The organism is Streptomyces sp. NPDC085524, assembly GCF_044541755.1.
GTDB lineage: Bacteria > Actinomycetota > Actinomycetes > Streptomycetales > Streptomycetaceae > Streptomyces.
Window position 1 is genome coordinate 190,880 of sequence record NZ_JBITTH010000003.1, and the last position, 16,872, is coordinate 207,751.

Annotated in this window: 17 protein-coding genes and 1 pseudogene; 10 read left to right on the plus strand and 8 right to left on the minus strand. The window is 71.3% G+C overall.

Annotation, left to right across the window (positions count from 1 at the left end; genetic code table 11):
* Positions 1-146: 146 nt before the first annotated feature.
* Positions 147-2,300: a DEAD/DEAH box helicase gene (locus ACIGFK_RS05755; protein WP_400050836.1), complete on the minus strand. Its 2,154-nt coding sequence runs from the start codon at positions 2,298-2,300 to the stop codon at positions 147-149.
* A gap of 69 nt (positions 2,301-2,369) precedes the next feature.
* Here ACIGFK_RS05755 and ACIGFK_RS05760 point away from each other — a divergent pair.
* The 4 genes and pseudogenes from ACIGFK_RS05760 to ACIGFK_RS05775 form a co-directional block, all read left to right on the plus strand.
* Positions 2,370-2,591 (plus strand): annotated as a pseudogene (locus ACIGFK_RS05760) (Uma2 family endonuclease); the annotation flags it as partial.
* Between the two features lie 156 nt (positions 2,592-2,747).
* Positions 2,748-3,362 carry an antibiotic biosynthesis monooxygenase gene (locus ACIGFK_RS05765; protein ID WP_376659322.1) on the plus strand — a complete coding sequence of 205 codons (615 nt, stop codon included), beginning with the start codon at positions 2,748-2,750 and terminating at the stop codon, positions 3,360-3,362.
* Between the two features lie 286 nt (positions 3,363-3,648).
* Positions 3,649-3,918 carry a type II toxin-antitoxin system Phd/YefM family antitoxin gene (locus ACIGFK_RS05770; RefSeq protein WP_386468950.1) on the plus strand — a complete coding sequence of 90 codons (270 nt, stop codon included), beginning with the start codon at positions 3,649-3,651 and terminating at the stop codon, positions 3,916-3,918.
* Entirely contained in the window at positions 3,911-4,174 is a 264-nt protein-coding gene (locus tag ACIGFK_RS05775; RefSeq protein WP_030207783.1) for a type II toxin-antitoxin system RelE/ParE family toxin, read from the plus strand. The genes ACIGFK_RS05770 and ACIGFK_RS05775 overlap by 8 nt, the downstream gene beginning before the upstream one ends.
* A 229-nt stretch (positions 4,175-4,403) precedes the next feature.
* Here ACIGFK_RS05775 and ACIGFK_RS05780 read toward each other — a convergent pair whose 3' ends face one another.
* The 3 genes from ACIGFK_RS05780 to ychF form a co-directional block, all read right to left on the minus strand.
* On the minus strand, positions 4,404-4,877 hold the full coding sequence (locus ACIGFK_RS05780) for a hypothetical protein (protein ID WP_400050687.1): 474 nt from the start codon (positions 4,875-4,877) through the stop codon (positions 4,404-4,406).
* A complete protein-coding gene (locus ACIGFK_RS05785) occupies positions 4,874-5,434 on the minus strand; it encodes a restriction endonuclease fold toxin-2 domain-containing protein (protein ID WP_400050689.1) in 561 nt (186 codons plus the stop codon). The genes ACIGFK_RS05780 and ACIGFK_RS05785 overlap by 4 nt, the downstream gene beginning before the upstream one ends.
* A gap of 902 nt (positions 5,435-6,336) precedes the next feature.
* Positions 6,337-7,425 carry a redox-regulated ATPase YchF gene (ychF, locus tag ACIGFK_RS05790; RefSeq protein ID WP_376659321.1) on the minus strand — a complete coding sequence of 363 codons (1,089 nt, stop codon included), beginning with the start codon at positions 7,423-7,425 and terminating at the stop codon, positions 6,337-6,339.
* A 207-nt stretch (positions 7,426-7,632) separates the two neighbouring features.
* Here ychF and ACIGFK_RS05795 point away from each other — a divergent pair, with 207 nt between their 5' ends.
* The gene (locus tag ACIGFK_RS05795; protein ID WP_376659320.1) at positions 7,633-8,082 is read left to right on the plus strand and encodes a DUF6542 domain-containing protein; all 450 of its coding nucleotides are present in this window, start codon (positions 7,633-7,635) and stop codon (positions 8,080-8,082) included.
* Here ACIGFK_RS05795 and ppgK read toward each other — a convergent pair.
* Both ppgK and ACIGFK_RS05805 read right to left on the minus strand, forming a co-directional pair.
* Entirely contained in the window at positions 8,079-8,837 is a 759-nt protein-coding gene (gene ppgK, locus ACIGFK_RS05800; RefSeq protein ID WP_386468955.1) for a polyphosphate--glucose phosphotransferase, read from the minus strand. The genes ACIGFK_RS05795 and ppgK overlap by 4 nt on opposite strands.
* Before the next feature lie 21 nt (positions 8,838-8,858).
* Positions 8,859-9,863, minus strand: coding sequence for a 4-hydroxy-3-methylbut-2-enyl diphosphate reductase (locus tag ACIGFK_RS05805; protein ID WP_376662417.1), 1,005 nt, complete (start codon positions 9,861-9,863; stop codon positions 8,859-8,861).
* A gap of 95 nt (positions 9,864-9,958) precedes the next feature.
* On the opposite strand from ACIGFK_RS05805, the gene ACIGFK_RS05810 reads away from it, so the two are divergent.
* From ACIGFK_RS05810 to ACIGFK_RS05825, 4 genes are all read left to right on the plus strand, one after another.
* Complete coding sequence (locus ACIGFK_RS05810; protein ID WP_376662418.1) at positions 9,959-11,341, plus strand: APC family permease; 1,383 nt, start codon at positions 9,959-9,961, stop codon at positions 11,339-11,341.
* Between the two features lie 774 nt (positions 11,342-12,115).
* Positions 12,116-13,333, plus strand: a complete 1,218-nt coding sequence (gene xseA, locus ACIGFK_RS05815; RefSeq protein WP_376662438.1) for an exodeoxyribonuclease VII large subunit — start codon at positions 12,116-12,118, stop codon at positions 13,331-13,333.
* Positions 13,334-13,405: 72 nt separating this feature from the next.
* Entirely contained in the window at positions 13,406-13,636 is a 231-nt protein-coding gene (locus ACIGFK_RS05820; protein WP_376662439.1) for an exodeoxyribonuclease VII small subunit, read from the plus strand.
* A 130-nt stretch (positions 13,637-13,766) separates the two neighbouring features.
* Positions 13,767-14,357 carry a malonic semialdehyde reductase gene (locus ACIGFK_RS05825; protein ID WP_376662440.1) on the plus strand — a complete coding sequence of 197 codons (591 nt, stop codon included), beginning with the start codon at positions 13,767-13,769 and terminating at the stop codon, positions 14,355-14,357.
* Between the two features lie 138 nt (positions 14,358-14,495).
* Here the strand turns inward: ACIGFK_RS05825 and ACIGFK_RS05830 are convergent, their stop codons facing one another.
* Positions 14,496-15,014, minus strand: a complete 519-nt coding sequence (locus tag ACIGFK_RS05830; RefSeq protein WP_400050838.1) for a DUF4245 domain-containing protein — start codon at positions 15,012-15,014, stop codon at positions 14,496-14,498.
* A gap of 205 nt (positions 15,015-15,219) precedes the next feature.
* Here ACIGFK_RS05830 and glpX point away from each other — a divergent pair, with 205 nt between their 5' ends.
* The gene (glpX, locus tag ACIGFK_RS05835) at positions 15,220-16,251 is read left to right on the plus strand and encodes a class II fructose-bisphosphatase (protein ID WP_376662492.1); all 1,032 of its coding nucleotides are present in this window, start codon (positions 15,220-15,222) and stop codon (positions 16,249-16,251) included.
* A 153-nt stretch (positions 16,252-16,404) separates the two neighbouring features.
* On the opposite strand, the gene ACIGFK_RS05840 is transcribed toward glpX, so the two are convergent.
* Positions 16,405-16,806 (minus strand): WhiB family transcriptional regulator, encoded by a 402-nt coding sequence (locus tag ACIGFK_RS05840; protein WP_376661221.1) that lies wholly within the window; start codon positions 16,804-16,806, stop codon positions 16,405-16,407.
* Between the last annotated feature and the right edge of the window lie 66 nt (positions 16,807-16,872).

Consider the following 16,872-nt stretch of genomic DNA (forward strand, 5'->3'; position numbering starts at 1 on the left):
CCGGCTCCCCCGGCCAGGGCGTACGCACCGACCAGGGCGAGGCTGGTGCCCTGCCCGGAGGCGGGCGAGGCGCAGTAGGCGGCGTCGCCGAGGAACGCCACAGCAGACACATGGTCACATCATGTCCGCTGACGGGCAGTCGAGGGTCAGCGGCTGCCGCGGAGCGCGCCCAGCCGGGCCTGCTCGTCCTCGACGATCCGCCGGGCCAGGGCGGTGTCCGAGACGTCGACGGCGTCCGGTGCGGCCTCGGCGACCGCGCTGCGCCGGGCGTACGCGTCGAAGAGGCGGGACTTGTTCGCCAGTAGCCGCACCATCCGCTCGTCCACCCCGCCCGCGGCGAGCAGACGGTGCACCTGGACGGGGCGGACCTGCCCCATGCGGTGGGCCCGCGCCACGGCCTGGTGCTCGACGGTGGGCTTGACCTGCGGCTCGCAGAGGATCACGACGGAGGCGGCCTGCATGTTGAGGCCCACGCCGCCCGCCTCGATCTGCGCCAGCATCACCGCGTGCCCGGACACGGCCGCGAACTCGTCGACGAGCTGCTGCCGGCGTGCGGGCGGCACGCTCCCCGAGAGCGGCCCGAAGACCACGGTGTGCGCGAGCGCGTCCCGTACCACTGCCAGGACGTCCCGGAAGGCGGAGAAGACGATGACCTTCAGCCCGCCCTCGGCGGCCTCCGCGACGATCTGCCGCAGCCGGTTCAGCTTCGCCGACTCCTGCGGGTGCGCGTACGCCGCCCTGCGCATCGCCATGAAGTTGCCGGCCAGCACGGCGCTGCGGTAGGCGTCCTCGTCCCGCGCGCTCGGCTCCTCCCACTCGTCCGTGTGCTGGAGCGCGGGCAGTTCGGTGAGGACGTCCAGCTGGTTGCGGCGCAGGTAGACCGGTGCGACCGCCTTCCGGAAGGCCTTGGAGCCGGCCACTCCGGCACGGTCGCCGACGGCGTCCGCGAGCCCGGGTTGCAGGATCTCCACCAGGCTGCGGAACTCCGCGACCCGGTTCTCCATGGGCGTGCCGGTCAGGAAGGCGACCCGTTCGCACCGCTCGGCCCACTCCCGCACGGCCAGGGAACGGCGGGCCTTCGGGTTCTTCACGTAGTGGGCCTCGTCGACGACGAGCATCCCCGGCTCGCCGGCTCCGGGCAGCGGGAAGCCCTGCAGGGCGTCGAAGGTGGTGACGCCGACTCCGCCGCGCTCCTTCCAGTCGGCGAACGCCTCCTGCCGGTCGGGCCCGTGCAGGGCCGTCACCCGGAGCCTGCTGCGGCTCTCGACCTCCCTCATCCAGTTGATCAGCACGCCGGCCGGGCACACCACCATGAAGTGGCTCTGCCCCTCGGCCGCGAGGTGCGCGAGCGCCGCGATCGCCTGGATGGTCTTGCCGAGCCCCATCTCGTCCCCGACGATCACCCGGCGCTGGGCCAGCATGAAGCGGGCGCCGAAGGCCTGGTAGCCGCGGAGCGAGACCCTGCGGTGCGCGTCGTCGAGCCCCTGCCCCCTGACCCGCTCGGCCACCTCGTCGGGCAGGAAGCCCTCGGCCGCGGCGGGATCCGGCCGCCGGTCCGAGATCTCCGCGATCAGGCTGTAGTACTCGGCCGAGCGGAGCTCGAAGTCGACCAGGACCGCGACCTCGGAGGCGGGGCCGCGCAGCAGGTCCACCGAGGCCTGGGCGAGCAGCTCCGGCACGCCCTCCCGCTCGGCCTGCGCGGTCACGGTGCGGAGCTCCGCGGCGGCCCCCAGCGCGCGTTCCCGTCCGGGCCTGCCCGCGACGAGCAGGCGCAGCCGGGAGGAGGCCGGCCCGGCCGCGTCGAGCAGCGGCCCCAGACGGCCCGACAGGGCCCGGGCCGCGTCGACCGCACGGCGCGCTTCGGGCCCCGCCTCCACCAGCACGTGCAGGGCGACCACCAGCGCGGTGGTCCGGGGATCGGGCCGGTCGACGTCGATGTGCACGGCGATGGTCTCCCGTACGGCATCGGCGATCTGCCGGGCGGCCGCGAAGGCCTGGGCGGCGGTCTGCTGCCCGACCCCGGGGATCTGCCGCAGCCGGTAGGGCCCGGCAGCGAGGACCTGCCCGACGGTCCGGAACCCGCCCCTCTCGACCTCCCCGAGCCGCAGCCTCCCCTCGGTGACCTCCTTCAGGCGGGCCACCGGGATGGCGTCCAGTTCGCGCGCCGCGAGGCCGTCACAGATCGGCCTCAGGACCGCGCGGACCTCCTCGACGGCACGCGCGTGGTCCCCGGCCACGGCCTGCGCCGCCTCGTACAGCCGGCTCCCCCGGGCCACCGCCTCCCGGTCCCTCCGCCCCATCGCGCCCCGGCCCCTCTCGTCGGATCCCCGCATCCTCCCACCTGCGCGGGGACCGCACTGCCCGACTGGATGCGCCCGCCGCGCGCGGAAGGCTGGTTCGCGGAGGACCTCGACCACCTCCCGGAGGCGCCGCGCCATACCGAACTGATCGACGGAGCCCTCGTCTTCACGATGCCTCCCCGGCGGTCCTGGCACGGCCGCCTCGTCACCGCCCTGACCACCACGCTCATGGCGCAGGCGCCCGCCGGCTTCGAGGTCGAGCGGGAGATGACGATCCGCCTCGACGCCCGCACCACCGGCTGAGAGCCGGAACGGGAATGCGGAAGGGGCCGGCGGCTCACCTCTTCACCTGAATGCCCCTGCCGCGTTGCCCTCATCGGCTCCGGCCATCGCGTGAAGTGGGAACACGAGCCCGCGCGGGGCCACCGGAAGGCAGGAAAGGGCGCTATGTACGTTCGCAGCATCTATGCAACGGGTGATCCGGCCGAGCTCGACGGGGTCGCCGAGGCGCTCCGGACCGACGGGCACGCGCTGCTGTCGGCGCAACCGGGCTTTCGCGGGATGGGGCTGTTCGCCGACCGTGAGCTCGGCAAGCTCCTGGTGGGATCGTGGTGGGAGGACGAGGCCTCCCGGCAGGCCAGCTACGTGAACCTGAGCAAGCGGCGGGCCGAGATGATGGCACCCTTCGCGCAGACCCTGACGATCGACAACTGGGAAGCGGCGGTCACCCGGCGCGCAGAGGAACTCGGGCCAGGCGCGGGGTTCCGGCTGGTGCACTTGGACGTCGAGCCGGCCGACATCGACCTGCTGGTGGACACGTTCCGCGACACCTCACTGCCCAAGGTCCAGAAGGTCCCCGGACTGGCCGGCATCTCCCTGCTCATCGATCGCGACCGGGGCAGAGCCGCTGTCGGCTCGCTCTACGCCGACCGCGACGCACTCGTGGCGTCCCGAGGCGCCGTCGCGGCGGTCCGCGGAGAGGCCACGGCGAAGGCTCGCGCAACCACCCGCAGCATCGAGGAATTCGAGGTGGTCCTCGCCACGGCGGTACCCCACGCCTGACCCTGCCTCCGGTTCCGCGATCGCTAGTCAGCACCAAGTCGGCATGAACATGCAGAAGGGGTCGAACTCGACGAGTCCGACCCCTTCTGACCTGCATGCTTGCGAAATTAGCCCATCGGCCGGGGGCGTGGCGACGTACGCGGGCCCCTGCGGGGGCCGCAGGGCCGCAGGGCCGCAGGGCCGCAGGATCTCTGTCCCCGGAATTAGCCACCCAATCGGCGGCTCATCCCAACGAGTGCATGCAACCCACATTGTGTACACATGGCACACTCGGTACCCTTGAGGCATGACTCAGCCGCTGCCCATAGAGTCCATCCGCGACGTACGCGCCCACTTGGCCGAAGTCGTCGAACGGGCCGAGCGCGACGACATGCCCACTGTCATCACCCGTCGCGGCAAGCAGGTCGCCGCCGTGGTCTCGATAGAGGTGCTGCGCAAGTATCAGGAGTGGGAAGAGCGCGAGATCAACCGCATCATCGACGAGCGCATGGCGAGCCCGGCCGCCGGCGTCCCGATCGAGGACGTGATGAGGGAGACGCTGGCACGCAGTGAGTGACTACCGCACGGTGTTCCGGCCCGAGGCCCAGGCCGAGCTTCGCAAGATCCCGCGCGACATGGCCCTTCGCATCTTGGCCAAACTGACAGAGCTGGAGAGCGACCCTTTCGGCTTCAACACCACCGCACTCGTATCCCAGCCTGAGCGCCGCCGCCTACGGGTCGGCGACTATCGCGTCGTCTACACCATCGACAACGGGGAACTAGTGGTGTGGGTCGTACACGTCGGACACCGTTCCACGGTCTACGACACGTAGCCGCTCCAGGTTCTGCGGACCGTTGCGGACAGCACAACGGCCTGACCCGCGTTCTCACAGGTCAGGCCGCCTATGGGTGTGCGATCAGACGTTGAAGCGGAATGTCTGGCACCCGATCCTGACCTGCGGCGGAGCCCCGTAAAGCGCCCTGACCAGGCGTTTCTCCGTTGGCGAGCGTTGGGTCCCGACGGTCACTTACGGGTGTCCTGCAGACTGTCTGCGGACTGACCTACGGGGCCTCGACGGAGTCGAGGTGCCTGCGCAGCTCCGCGGCGATGTCTTCGTCGCCACCCTCGGCCGGCAGCGGCCACGGGTCCTGCTCGCCATTCGCCACAGCGAGACTGCTCGCGAACCAGACGAGGTGCGATGCGGGCACAAAGGAGTCCCGAAGCCACCGCGCGAAGACAGCGGCTTCGCCTGCGGTCACGTCGGTCAGAGTGATGTAGGCATAGTCGGGCTTGGGCATCGACGCCGTCCCGTCGATCCATACGCCAGGCGCCAGCCCGATCTCGAAATCGAGGACGGGGACACTGTGGATCCCCGAGATCCGATACTCCACGGTCGGCTCGGGGAACGCCTCCCTCAGAGCCCTCTCCAGAGACTCGGCAGTGGCGCGCCAAGCTCCGCCGTCTCCCTGGGGCGGGTAGAAAGCGAAATTGGTGCGGATATTCCGTTCAGTGGGCACGGTCTTCCTCTGTCTCACGGCACGTATCGCGTCGAGCCCGGCGTCCCCGACATCGCCATCATGGACTGCCAGTAGGCAGCGTTGTCCTTGCCGTTCGTGACGATCTCCAGCCCCCGTATCTCGCTGTTGGCGGGGTTCTCCATGGCCTGCTTGTACCGGACGAGCTCCTTGTCACTCGGGCCTCCGCCGCCGGCGAAGCCACCAGGCGTGAGCGAGTTCATCCACATACGGAATTGCTGCTGCTCTGGGGCCGTGAGCAGCTTGGTAGTGCCGGGAACCGGGGCAATGGGATCGGCGAACGGGATGCCGGGGTCGACAGAGTTGACCATCGGCAGGAGGGCAGGGGCCCCCGCGTACGAGGCGAGCCTGATCGGCAAGGGAACGGGCACGCGGATGAGCGGGGGCAGGAACGGCACCCCGGGAAGCCCGGGGGCCGCAGGGCCTCCTGCATCGGGGAGCCTGACTCGGGCTGCAGAAGAGTCGAGCGCGTTGGCGACGTCTCCCAGGTCGTGTATCCAGGAGTCGGCGAGAACGGCATCGTGCAGCCCGCCGTCGTAGCCGTTGCCTCCGAACATGGGCGTGTCCCAAGGCCACCAGGTTCGTCACCAACGGCTCGTCCTGCTGCGCCTTTGCTGGAGGGCAGGTAAGACCCACACAGTGCTTGAAGTACGACTGGAAGGCATCCGCTGCCTCCCCCGAGTGCGCTTTGCTTGCGGTCGAGGCGTAGGTCTGGGCGTCCTCCAGAAACCGCTGCAAGAGGGAGCCGGCGTGTTGCCAGGACCGGCCAACGTCGCGGATCTTCTCGGGTGAACCACGGAACCGGTCGCTACGTCCTGCTGGCGCGTACTGGTCGTACCAAGCGGTTTCGCCCACCACTCCGGGGAGCTCCTGCCCGAGGCCGAGGTAGCTCTCCGTGCAGTCAGCGCCCGGGTCACCCATGCCCACAGTCAGGTCGACCTGTTTTCCCAGGAATGCCGACGCCGTGCGGCTCTCCTGAGCCATGAATTCACGGGCATTGCGCATCAGACCACGGCTCGTGGCCCCGAGGATGTAGGAGCTGAATCCCATCTTGTCCAGAGTCGTGGACGCCGCCGGCCCGTAGACCTTGGCAAACGAGCGTCCCGCGTCGTCGTCACCGGCCATCCCCTGCTGCCGTGCCAGCTCGTGCCCCAGCGCGATGGCGGTGTCCCGAGCCCCACGCATCGTCTCGATCAATCCCATGGAACCGCGGATCATGCCCTCCGCGATGAACTCCAAGTCAGGCGCAAGCCCACTCACGACGCCCCTCCCCACTGCAGACGTGAACGATCAAGCTAACGCACGAATACAGCGACGTCTGCGCGACATTGCGCCTACAGTTCGAAGGACCCAGCGGCGGGCTGCTTCCCTACCCGGTCGACCCGTTCTGCGGACTGTTGCGGACAGCACAACGCCCTGACCCGCGTTCTAGCAGGTCAGGGCGCCTCCAGGGATGCGATCAGACGTTGAAGCGGAACTCCACCACGTCGCCGTCCTGCATGACGTAGTCCTTGCCCTCCATGCGGGCCTTGCCCTTCGAGCGGGCCTCGGCCACCGAGCCGCATTCGACCAGGTCGGCGAAGGAGATGACCTCCGCCTTGATGAAGCCGCGCTGGAAGTCGGTGTGGATGACACCGGCCGCCTCGGGGGCGGTGGCGCCCTGCTTGATGGTCCAGGCGCGGGTTTCCTTCGGGCCTGCCGTCAGGTAGGTCTGGAGGCCCAGGGTGGCGAAGCCGACGCGGCCGAGGGTGGCCATGCCCGGCTCGTCCTGGCCGACCGACTGGAGGAGTTCGAGGGCCTCGTCGTCCTCCAGCTCGATGAGCTCCTGCTCCAGCTTCGCGTTCAGGAAGATGGCCTCGGCCGGGGCGACCAGGGCGCGCTGCTCGTCCTTGAAGGCCTCGTCCGTCAGCTCGTCCTCGTCCACGTTGAAGACGTAGAGGAAGGGCTTGGTGGTGAGGAGGTGGAGCTCGTGGAGCAGGTCGCCCTGCTCCGTGCCCTTGGTGATGCCCTTCGAGAAGAGCGTGTCACCCGCTTCGAGGATCTTCTTGGCCTCGACGACGGCCGCGAGGACCGCGACCTTCTCCTTCTGGAGGCGGGACTCCTTCGTCAGGCGCGGCTCTGCCTTCTCGATGGACTGGAGGTCGGCGAGGATCAGCTCGGTGTTGATCGTCTCGATGTCGTCCTTGGGCGAGACCTTGCCGTCGACGTGGACGACGTTCTCGTCCTTGAAGGCGCGGATGACCTGGCAGATCGCGTCCGACTCGCGGATGTTCGCGAGGAACTTGTTGCCGAGGCCCTCGCCCTCCGAGGCGCCGCGCACGATGCCGGCGATGTCGACGAAGTCGACCGTGGCCGGGAGGATGCGCTGGGAGCCGAAGATGCCGGCCAGGGTGGCCAGACGGGAGTCGGGGACGCCGACGACGCCGACGTTCGGCTCGATGGTGGCGAACGGGTAGTTGGCCGCCAGCACGTCGTTCTTGGTCAGGGCGTTGAACAGGGTCGACTTGCCGACATTCGGCAGGCCGACGATTCCGATCGTGAGCGACACGTTGGCGACTTCCCGTAGCTGGAGGGGGCGGCGGCCCGGGTGCGGGCCATCGGACAGTTTACTTTCCGATGAGCGGCCGTGGATGTACGCGTGTCCGGGACCGGATCCGGCGGCTTCCCCGCCTAGCTTGGGGGGGTGGAGCAATACAGGACGCGACCGGTCCCTCACCCCCAGCGAGTACCGAGGCCGCCGAGGCCCCAGCGGCCCGTGCGGCCCCCGGCGCAGCGCACGCGCCCGACGGCCTCCGCCGCGAGCGTCGCGCGGCGGCTGCCGCGGCCGCGGCTGACGGGGCTCGGCGGCGGGTTGTTCGCGTGCGCCGCCATGGTGCTGGTGGCCGGGATCGCCTGGCTGCTCTTCGACTCGTCGCTGTTCGTGTACGGGCTGCTGTTCCCGCCCGTCGCAGCGGCCACCGCCCTGTGGGTGCGGCCCGCCGACCTGATCACCGCGCCGATCGCCGCGCCCATCGCGTTCGCCGCCGGAGTCTGGCCCGTCTCCGGCGGCTCCGGCGGCTTCGGCGGGCAGCTGATGGGGCTGGTGTCCGCGCTGTCGCTGCACGCCGGGTGGCTGTACGCGGGGACGCTGGTCGCCGCCCTGATCGCCGTCGTGCGCAAGGCCGTGCTGATCGGGCGGCGGAGGGTTCCCCGCCGCGTCGCCTAGCCGGCCGGAGAGCCGTTGGCCGCCTTCGCGGCCATCGCCGCGCCGACGATGCCCGCGTTGTTCTGGAGCTTCGCGGGGACGATCTCGGCGCGGATGCCCTCGATCAGCGGCAGGAACTTCTCCGGCTTGCGGCTGACCCCGCCGCCGATGATGAAGAGGTCCGGGGAGAACAGCATCTCCACGTGGGCCAGGTACTTCTGGAGGCGGTGCGCCCAGCGTTCCCAGGTCAGGTCGCCGTCCTCCTTGGCCTTGACCGACGCGCGGGTCTCCGCGTCGTGGCCCTTGAGCTCCAGGTGGCCGAGCTCCGAGTTCGGGACCAGGCGCCCGTCCGTGAACAGGGCGCTGCCGATGCCCGTTCCCAGGGTGAGCAGGATGACCGTGCCCGAGCGGCCCGCGCCCGCCCCGTACGTCATCTCCGCGACGCCCGCCGCGTCCGCGTCGTTGAGGACCGTCACCGGCAGGCCGCCCAGCTCGCGCGAGAGGAGGGCCGCGGCGTCGGCGCCGACCCACCCCTTGTCGACGTTGGCCGCCGAACGGGTGACGCCGTTCGTGACCACGCCCGGGAAGGTGACCCCGACCGGCCCCGACCAGGAGAACGCGCCGACCACCTCTGCGACGCAGCCGGCCACCCCCTCGGGGGTGGCCGGCTGCGGTGTCAGTACCTTGTGGCGCTCCTGTGCCAGGTCGCCCTTCGCCAGGTCCACGGGAGCGCCCTTGATCCCGGATCCGCCGATGTCCACACCCATGATCTGCATGGACATACCGTACGAAACGAGTTACTTGTCGGCGACCAGTTCGGCCGCTTCGGCACGCAGGTCGCGGCGCAGTTCCTTCGGGAGGGAGAAGACGATCGACTCTTCGGCCGTCTTGACGATCTCCACGTCGGCGTAGCCGCGCGCGGCCAGCCACTCCAGGACCTCCTCGACCAGCACCTCCGGCACCGAGGCGCCCGAGGTCAGGCCGACCGTGGTGACGCCCTCCAGCCAGGCCTCGTCGATCTCGCTCGCGAAGTCGACCAGGTACGCGGCCTTGGCGCCCGCGTCCTTGGCCACCTCGACCAGCCGGATGGAGTTCGAGGAGTTCTTCGAGCCGACGACGATGACCAGGTCGGAGTCGGCGCCCATCACCTTGACGGCGGCCTGCCGGTTCGAGGTGGCGTAGCAGATGTCGTCGCTGGGCGGGGAGACGAGCAGCGGGAACTTCGTCTTCAGCGCGTCGACCGTCTCCATCGTCTCGTCGACGGAGAGGGTGGTCTGGGAGAGCCAGACGACCTTGGACTCGTCACGGACCTCGACCTTGGCCACGTCCTCCGGGCCGTCGACGATGGTGATGTGGTCCGGGGCCTCGCCGGAGGTGCCGATGACCTCCTCGTGGCCCTCGTGGCCGATGAGGAGGATGTCGAAGTCCTCGTTCGCGTACCGGATGGCTTCCTTGTGCACCTTGGTGACCAGCGGGCAGGTGGCGTCGATCGTCGCGAGCCTGCCGCGGGCCGCCTCCTCGTGCACCACCGGCGCCACGCCGTGCGCGGAGAACATCACGATGTTGCCCTCGGGCACCTCTTCGGTCCGCTCGACGAAGATGGCGCCCTTCTTCTCCAGGGTCTGCACGACGTACTTGTTGTGCACGATCTCGTGCCGGACGTACACCGGCGCCCCGTACTGCTCGAGGGCTTTCTCGACGGCGATCACGGCTCGGTCCACGCCCGCGCAGTAGCCGCGGGGCGCGGCGAGCAGGACACGGCGGGAAGCGGGAGCAGGGGCTGGAGCAGTCATGTGCTCCATCGTACGGGGGTCCCCAGGAGGCCGGACGTCCCCCGTACGGCACACACTTGCCGGGAAGATCGGAAAAAACGTCCCGACAGTCACCCGGAGGACTGATGGCTTCCGCTACGGATTCCGGCAACGCCGCGCCCGGGGGCGCGGACGGCGGTGTGCACACCGCCCTGCGCCGGAGTCTCGGCTTCCGGGACCTGGTCGTGTACGGGCTGCTCTTCATCGCCCCGATGGCCCCGGTCGGGGTCTTCGGCACCCTCGACGCGAAGTCGCACGGCGCCGTCGCCCTCGTCTACCTCGCCGCGACCGTCGCGATGGCCTTCACGGCCTTCTCGTACGCGCAGATGGTGCGGGTGGCCCCGCAGGCCGGCTCGGTCTTCACCTACGCCCGCAAGGGCCTGGGCGAGGGGGCCGGGCTGATCGCCGGGTGGATGGCGATGCTCGACTACCTGCTGATCCCCGCGGTCGCCTACCTGTTCTCGGGGATCGCCATGAACGCGCTGGTCCCGGAGGTCTCCCGGTGGGTGTGGACGGCGCTGGCGGTGGTCGTGACCACCGGCCTCAACCTGTGGGGCGTACGGACGGCCGCGCGGGTCGGTTTCGCCGTGCTGGCCATGGAGGTCCTGGTCCTGCTGGTCTTCGTGGTCGCGGCGGTGACGGTGCTGGCCCGGGACGGGGCGCGGCGCGGCCTGCTCTCCCCGCTGACCGGCGACGGCTCGCTCGGCTTCAGCACGGGCGCGGTGCTGACGGCGGTGTCGGTCGCGGTGCTGTCGTACCTGGGCTTCGACGCGATCGTCTCCTTCGCGGAGGAAGTGACGGGGGGCTCGCGGCGCGTGGCCCGGGCGGTGCTGTTCTGCCTGGGGATGGCGGGCGTCCTGTTCGTCGCGCAGACCTATCTGGTGGCGCTGCTCAACCCGGTCCCCTCGGCGGAGCTGGCGGCCGATCCGGGTCTGCAGGGCCCGGCCTTCTACAACGCGGTGGAGGCGTCGGTCGGCTCCTGGCTGCACGACCTGGTGGCGGTCAGCAAGGCCGTCGGGGCGGCGTTCGCGGCGCTGGCCGGGCAGGCGGCGGCGGGCCGGCTGGTGTTCGCGATGGCCCGCGAGGGGCGGCTGCCGCGGGTGCTGGCGCGGACCTCGGACGGCACGCCGCGGACGGCGCTGCTGGTGGCGGCGGCGGTGACGCTGGTCGCGGCGCTGTGGGCGGCGGGGCGCGACGACGGGCTCGACCACCTGGTCTCGGTGGTGGACGTGGGGGCGCTGGTGGCGTTCACGCTGCTGCACGCGTCGGTGGTGGGGTGGTTCGTGGTGAAGCGGCGCGAGGGGCCGCCGAACTGGTGGAAGCACCTGGTCATGCCGGTGCTCGGCGCGGTGGTGACGGTGGCGGTGATCGTCGAGGCGTCCTGGGCTGCGCGGGTGGTGGGGGCGGTGTGGCTGGGGGTGGGCCTGTGCGTGCTGGTCGCGCAGCGGGCCCGCCGTCGAGTCCCGTAGGTTCGCCGGGTGCGGCGCCCCCGCGCGCCCGGCGGGTTTCCCTCGGGCGGGTCCCGCCGTTGCGCCTGGGGTACCGCCGTTGCGCGGCCGGCTCCGCTGCCGGCGCTCCGCCCGGACCCCGCGCCGCAGTCGCCGGCGGGGCTGGGTTTGCCCGGGTTCCGCCGTTGCGCGGCGGCTGCGCTGCCGGGGCTCCGCCCCGGACCCCGCTCCTCAATCGCCGGAGGGGCTGGTTTTGCCTCGGCGGGACCGGCCGGTTGGGGCGGGGCCCCTCCGGAGTGTCTCCTCGTCCTCGCGCCTGCGGGCAGTGCTGCGTCCCGTGAAGGGTGGTTGCGCGCTCGTCCTGCGGGGACCCTCCTGCACGGCCCCACCCCAAGAGCACCATCCCGGCCAGGGAGGGGGAGTGGCCCGCTGCCCCGGGGGGAGCGCGGGTTTCGCCGGGCGGGTCGGAGCGGGGGCACGGTGGGGCGTCCCCGCAGGACGAGCGCGCAACCACCCTCACGGCCGCGAGGTGCCCGCAGGCGCGAGGACGAGGAGACGCCCCACCGGGACACCGCGCAGAACCCGCACAGCCAGGACCCCGCCCGGGCAAAACCCGGACCCGCGCAGGACCCGAAGGGTCAGAACCCCGCCCGGGCAAAACCCAGCCCCGCCGGCGATTGAGGCGCGGGGTCCGGGGCGGAGCCCCGGCAGCGCAGCCGCCCCGCGCAAGGGCGCGCCACGGCGGTACCGGCGTGCGGCTGAGACGGTGTCAGCGGTGGCGGATAGCCTGCGTACATGGGTCTGAATACGTCGGCCGAGGCGCCGCTGCCGGTGGGTCAGGTGTCCCGGCTCATCGGGGGCTGGATCGAGCGGCTCGGGCAGGTGTGGGTGGAGGGGCAGATCACCCAGCTCTCGCGGCGGCCGGGGGCGGGGGTGGTGTTCCTGACGCTGCGCGACCCCTCGCACGACATCTCGGTCAGCGTGACCTGCTTCCGCCAGGTCTTCGACGAGGTCGCGGACGTGGTCTCGGAGGGTGCCCGGGTCGTCCTGCTGGCCAAGCCGGAGTGGTACGCACCGCGCGGGCAGCTGTCCCTGCGGGCCACGGAGATACGGCCGGTCGGCATCGGCGAGCTGCTGGTCCGGCTGGAGCGGCTGAAGCGGTCCCTGGCCGGCGAGGGGCTGTTCGCCCTGGAGCGGAAGAAGCCGCTGCCGTTCCTTCCGCAGCTGATCGGGCTGGTGGTGGGGCGGGCGTCGGCGGCCGAGCGCGACGTGCTGGAGAACGCCCGGCGCCGCTGGCCCGCGGTCCGGTTCGAGGTGCGGAACGTGGCCGTCCAGGGCGTGCACGCCGTGCCCCAGGTGGTCCAGGCCGTGAAGGAGCTCGACGCGCTCGACGAGGTCGACGTGATCATCGTGGCCCGCGGCGGCGGCAGCGTGGAGGACCTGCTGCCGTTCTCCGACGAGGAGGTCGTGCGCGCGGTCGCGGCGGCCCGCACCCCGGTGGTCTCCGCGATCGGGCACGAGCCGGACTCCCCGCTGCTGGACCTCGTCGCGGACCTGCGGGCCTCGACGCCCACGGACGCGGCGAAGAAGGTCGTCCCGGACGTCGGCGAGGAGCTGGAGCGCGTACGGCAGCTGCAGGGCCGGGGACTGCGCGCGCTGCGCGGGCTGCTCGACCGGGAGGAGCGGGGCCTGGCGCACGCGCTCGGCCGGCCGGTCTTCGTACATCCCCAGCGGATGGTGGAGGTCCGGGAGGACGAGCTGGACGCGCTGCTGGCGCGCAGCCGGCGCACGCTGGGGCATCTGCTGGACCGGGCGGATTCCGAGCTCGCGCACACCCTGGCCCGGGTGGTGGCGCTGTCGCCCGCGGCGACGCTGGAGCGGGGGTACGCGGTGCTCCAGCGGGCCGACGGGCACGTGGTGCGGTCTCCGCAGGAGGTGACGGCGGACGAGGTGCTGCGGGCCCGGGTGGCGGAGGGCGGGTTCGCGGTGCGGGTCGTGCCGGAATCCGGCTGACCGCATGTGATCAACCAATTCACACACTGAAGCAACGGTTCCGTTGCATCGCACACATAGGGTGGAAAAGGAATGTCAGAGGCAGAAACCGCGCTGGGCTACGAGCAGGCGCGCGACGAGCTCGTCGAGGTCGTCCGCAAGCTGGAGGCGGGCGGGACCTCCCTCGAGGACTCCCTCGCCCTCTGGGAGCGCGGCGAGGAGCTGGCGGCGGTCTGCCGGCACTGGCTGGAGGGGGCCAGGGCCCGGCTGGACTCGGCGCTCGCGGCGCGCGAGCGGGCGGAGCCGGGCGGGGCGGGCGAGTAGGGCGGGCGGAAAGGGTCCCGTGCGGCAAGTGACGCCGATCACCATCGGGCCGATTTAGTTGAAATTTCATCTATCTGGGTCGTAGTGTCGGGGACATCGCTTCACCTCCGTATGGAAGAAGGCTTTCCGCATGTCTCTCGTTCTTGACTCCGCCGCCCAGGACCTCCTGTTCCGCGAGGCCCGCACCGCCAACACGTTCTCGGACGAGCCGGTGACCGAGGAGCAGGTTCAGGCGATCTACGACCTGGTGAAGTACGGCCCCACCGCCTTCAACCAGACCCCGCTGCGCATCACCCTGGTCCGCTCCCCCGAGGCCCGCGAGCGCCTCGTGAAGCACATGGCCGAGGGCAACCAGGCCAAGACCGCCGCCGCCCCGCTGGTCGCGATCCTCTCCGCGGACAACGAGTTCCACGAGGAGCTCCCGCAGCTGCTGCCGCACTTCCCGCAGGCCAAGGACGCCTTCTTCTCCGAGCGCCCGGTCCGCGAGCAGTCCGCGCTGGTGAACGCCGCCCTGCAGGCCGCGTACTTCATCCTCGGCATCCGCGCCGCCGGCCTGGCCGCGGGCCCGATGACCGGCCTGGACTTCCAGGGCCTCCAGAAGGAGTTCCTGGACGCCGACCACACCCCGCTGATGGTGATCAACATCGGCAAGCCGGGCGAGGACGCCTGGTTCCCGCGCTCCCCGCGCCTGGAGTTCGACCAGGTCGTCACCACGGTCTGAGTCCGGATCCACGTACGCGAAAGGCGGCCCGCCCCGGGACATCCGGGGCGGGCCGCCTTTCCGCATGCGCGGTGCACGGCGCCGGCTCACGACGCGCGGCGCACGGCTCACGACGCGCGGCGCACGCGCTCGACGCGCCTACTTGCCCTGCTTGAACTCCAGCGCCGCCGCCATCGCGCCCAGCTGCTCGAACGAGGCCGTCCCGGTGACCACCGTGACGTGGCCCTGCTCCTGGCGCACGAGGGCGTCGTACTTCTCGCCGTCCCAGCGCTCCCAGGCCGTGTCGCCGACCTGCTGCGTCTGCCCGCTGGCCTTCGCCTGCTGGGTGATCCGGCCCAGGTTCTTGGCAGAGGTGTCCGTGGACTGCTCCACCGCCACGTACTGCTGCTCCGGATCGAGGAAGCCCAGGTGCCAGGCGTTGGCGTTCTTGCGCTCGTACGAGACCGACGTCGCCCGCCACTGCTCCGGGAGCCCCACGGGGGCGGCCACCGGGTAGGGGGCCGCACGCCGGGCCGTGATCGTCTCCACCCGGTAGTCGACCGTGCGCGTCGGGTCGGCCTTGTCGTCATGGGGGACGAAGATGTAGATCCCCGCCACGACGACGCCGATCACCGCCAGCGACCGGACCATGTCCCAGACCGTCTGCTTGCCTTTCATACCTGCCACGGCACCATCGTCCCGCATCGCCGCCGGCGATCACCGGCGGGGGCCGCCCCGGAGCGCCGCGAGTGTCCGCTCAGGCCAATCGGCTGACCGATATACCGCTCATACGTGACCCGGTCTGCTCAATTTGTCGACCTGACGATAGAGTTCCAGCACCCTCACTTCACCGGCCGTCGCCGACCCAGAAAGGTGCCCTCGGATGACCGAGCACAACCTGCCGCCTCAGCTCGTAGTTTCTCCGGAGGCCCCCGACCGCAACCTCGCCCTGGAACTCGTCCGGGTGACCGAGGCCGCAGCCCTGGCCGCGGGCCGCTGGGTCGGCCGCGGCGACAAGCTCGGCGCGGACGGCGCGGCCGTCAACGCCATGCGCACCCTGATCTCCACCGTCTCGATGAACGGCGTCGTCGTCATCGGCGAGGGCGAGAAGGACGAAGCCCCGATGCTCTTCAACGGCGAGGCGGTCGGTGACGGCACCGGCGCCGAGGTCGACATCGCCGTGGACCCGATCGACGGCACCACCCTGAACGCCAAGGGCATGCCGAACGCCATCGCCGTCCTGGCCGCCGCCGACCGCGGCACCATGTTCGACCCGTCCGCGGTCTTCTACATGGAGAAGCTGGTCACCGGCCCCGAGGCCGCCGACTTCGTCGACATCAACGCCCCCGTCTCGGTGAACATCCGCCGCGTCGCCAAGGCGAAGGGCATGGCCGTCGAGGACGTCACGGTCGTCATCCTGGACCGCCCGCGCCACGAGGGCATCGTCAAGGAGATCCGCGAGACGGGCGCCCGGATCAAGTTCATCTCCGACGGCGACGTCGCGGGCTCGGTCATGGCCGTCCGCGAGGGCACCGGCGTGGACCTGCTCCTCGGCATCGGCGGCACCCCCGAGGGCATCATCTCGGCCTGCGCCATAAAGTGCCTCGGCGGCACGATCCAGGGCAAGCTGTGGCCCAAGGACGAAGCCGAGCGCCAGCGCGCCCTGGACGCCGGCCACGACCTGGACCGCGTCCTGACCACGAACGACCTGGTGTCCGGCGAGAACGTCTTCTTCGTCGCCACCGGCATCACCGACGGCGAGCTGCTGCGCGGCGTGCACTACCGCTCCGAGACGGCGACGACGTCCTCGCTGGTCATGCGCTCGAAGTCGGGCACGATCCGGCAGATCGACTCGACGCACCGCCTGTCGAAGCTGCGCGCGTACAGCGCGATCGACTTCGACCGCGCGAAGTAGCCTGCGGCCCGCACGGCGCGACGAGAGGGGCGGCCACCGCGTACTGCGGTGGCCGCCCCTCCTCCGTGTCCGCTGTGCGGCCCCCGCGGGCCCGTGCCCGGGGGCGCCACCGGCGGGGCCGTCGGCGGCCCGCGCCCGCTCCGGGCGGGCGCCTCAGCCCGCGGCGGCGATCGGGCCGGCGCCCGGGGTCTGGCGGAGTTCGGCGGCCCGGCGGCGCATCCGGGCCAGGATCACGCGGCGCTCGGCGGCGGTGAGGCCGCCCCAGACGCCGTACGGCTCGGGCTGGAGCAGCGCGTGCTCCCGGCAGGAGACCATCACCGGGCAGCGCGCGCAGACGCGCTTGGCGGCCTCCTCGCGGGAGAGCCGGGCCGCGGTCGGCTCCTTCGACGGCGCGAAGAAGAGCCCCGCCTCGTCCCGGCGGCACACCGCCTCCGCATGCCAGGGACCGTCCTCTTCCCGCGACGGAGTCCGCGGCTTCGGCACGGCCGGCGCCGCACGCCCCTGAAGAGTCTGGACGGCGGCTGCCTGCAGGGACTGATGCGGCGGATGCGGCACGGTCTACTCCTGACGACGTATACGCGAGCGAGACGCGAGCGAGAGACGATGCACCTGTCCCTACCC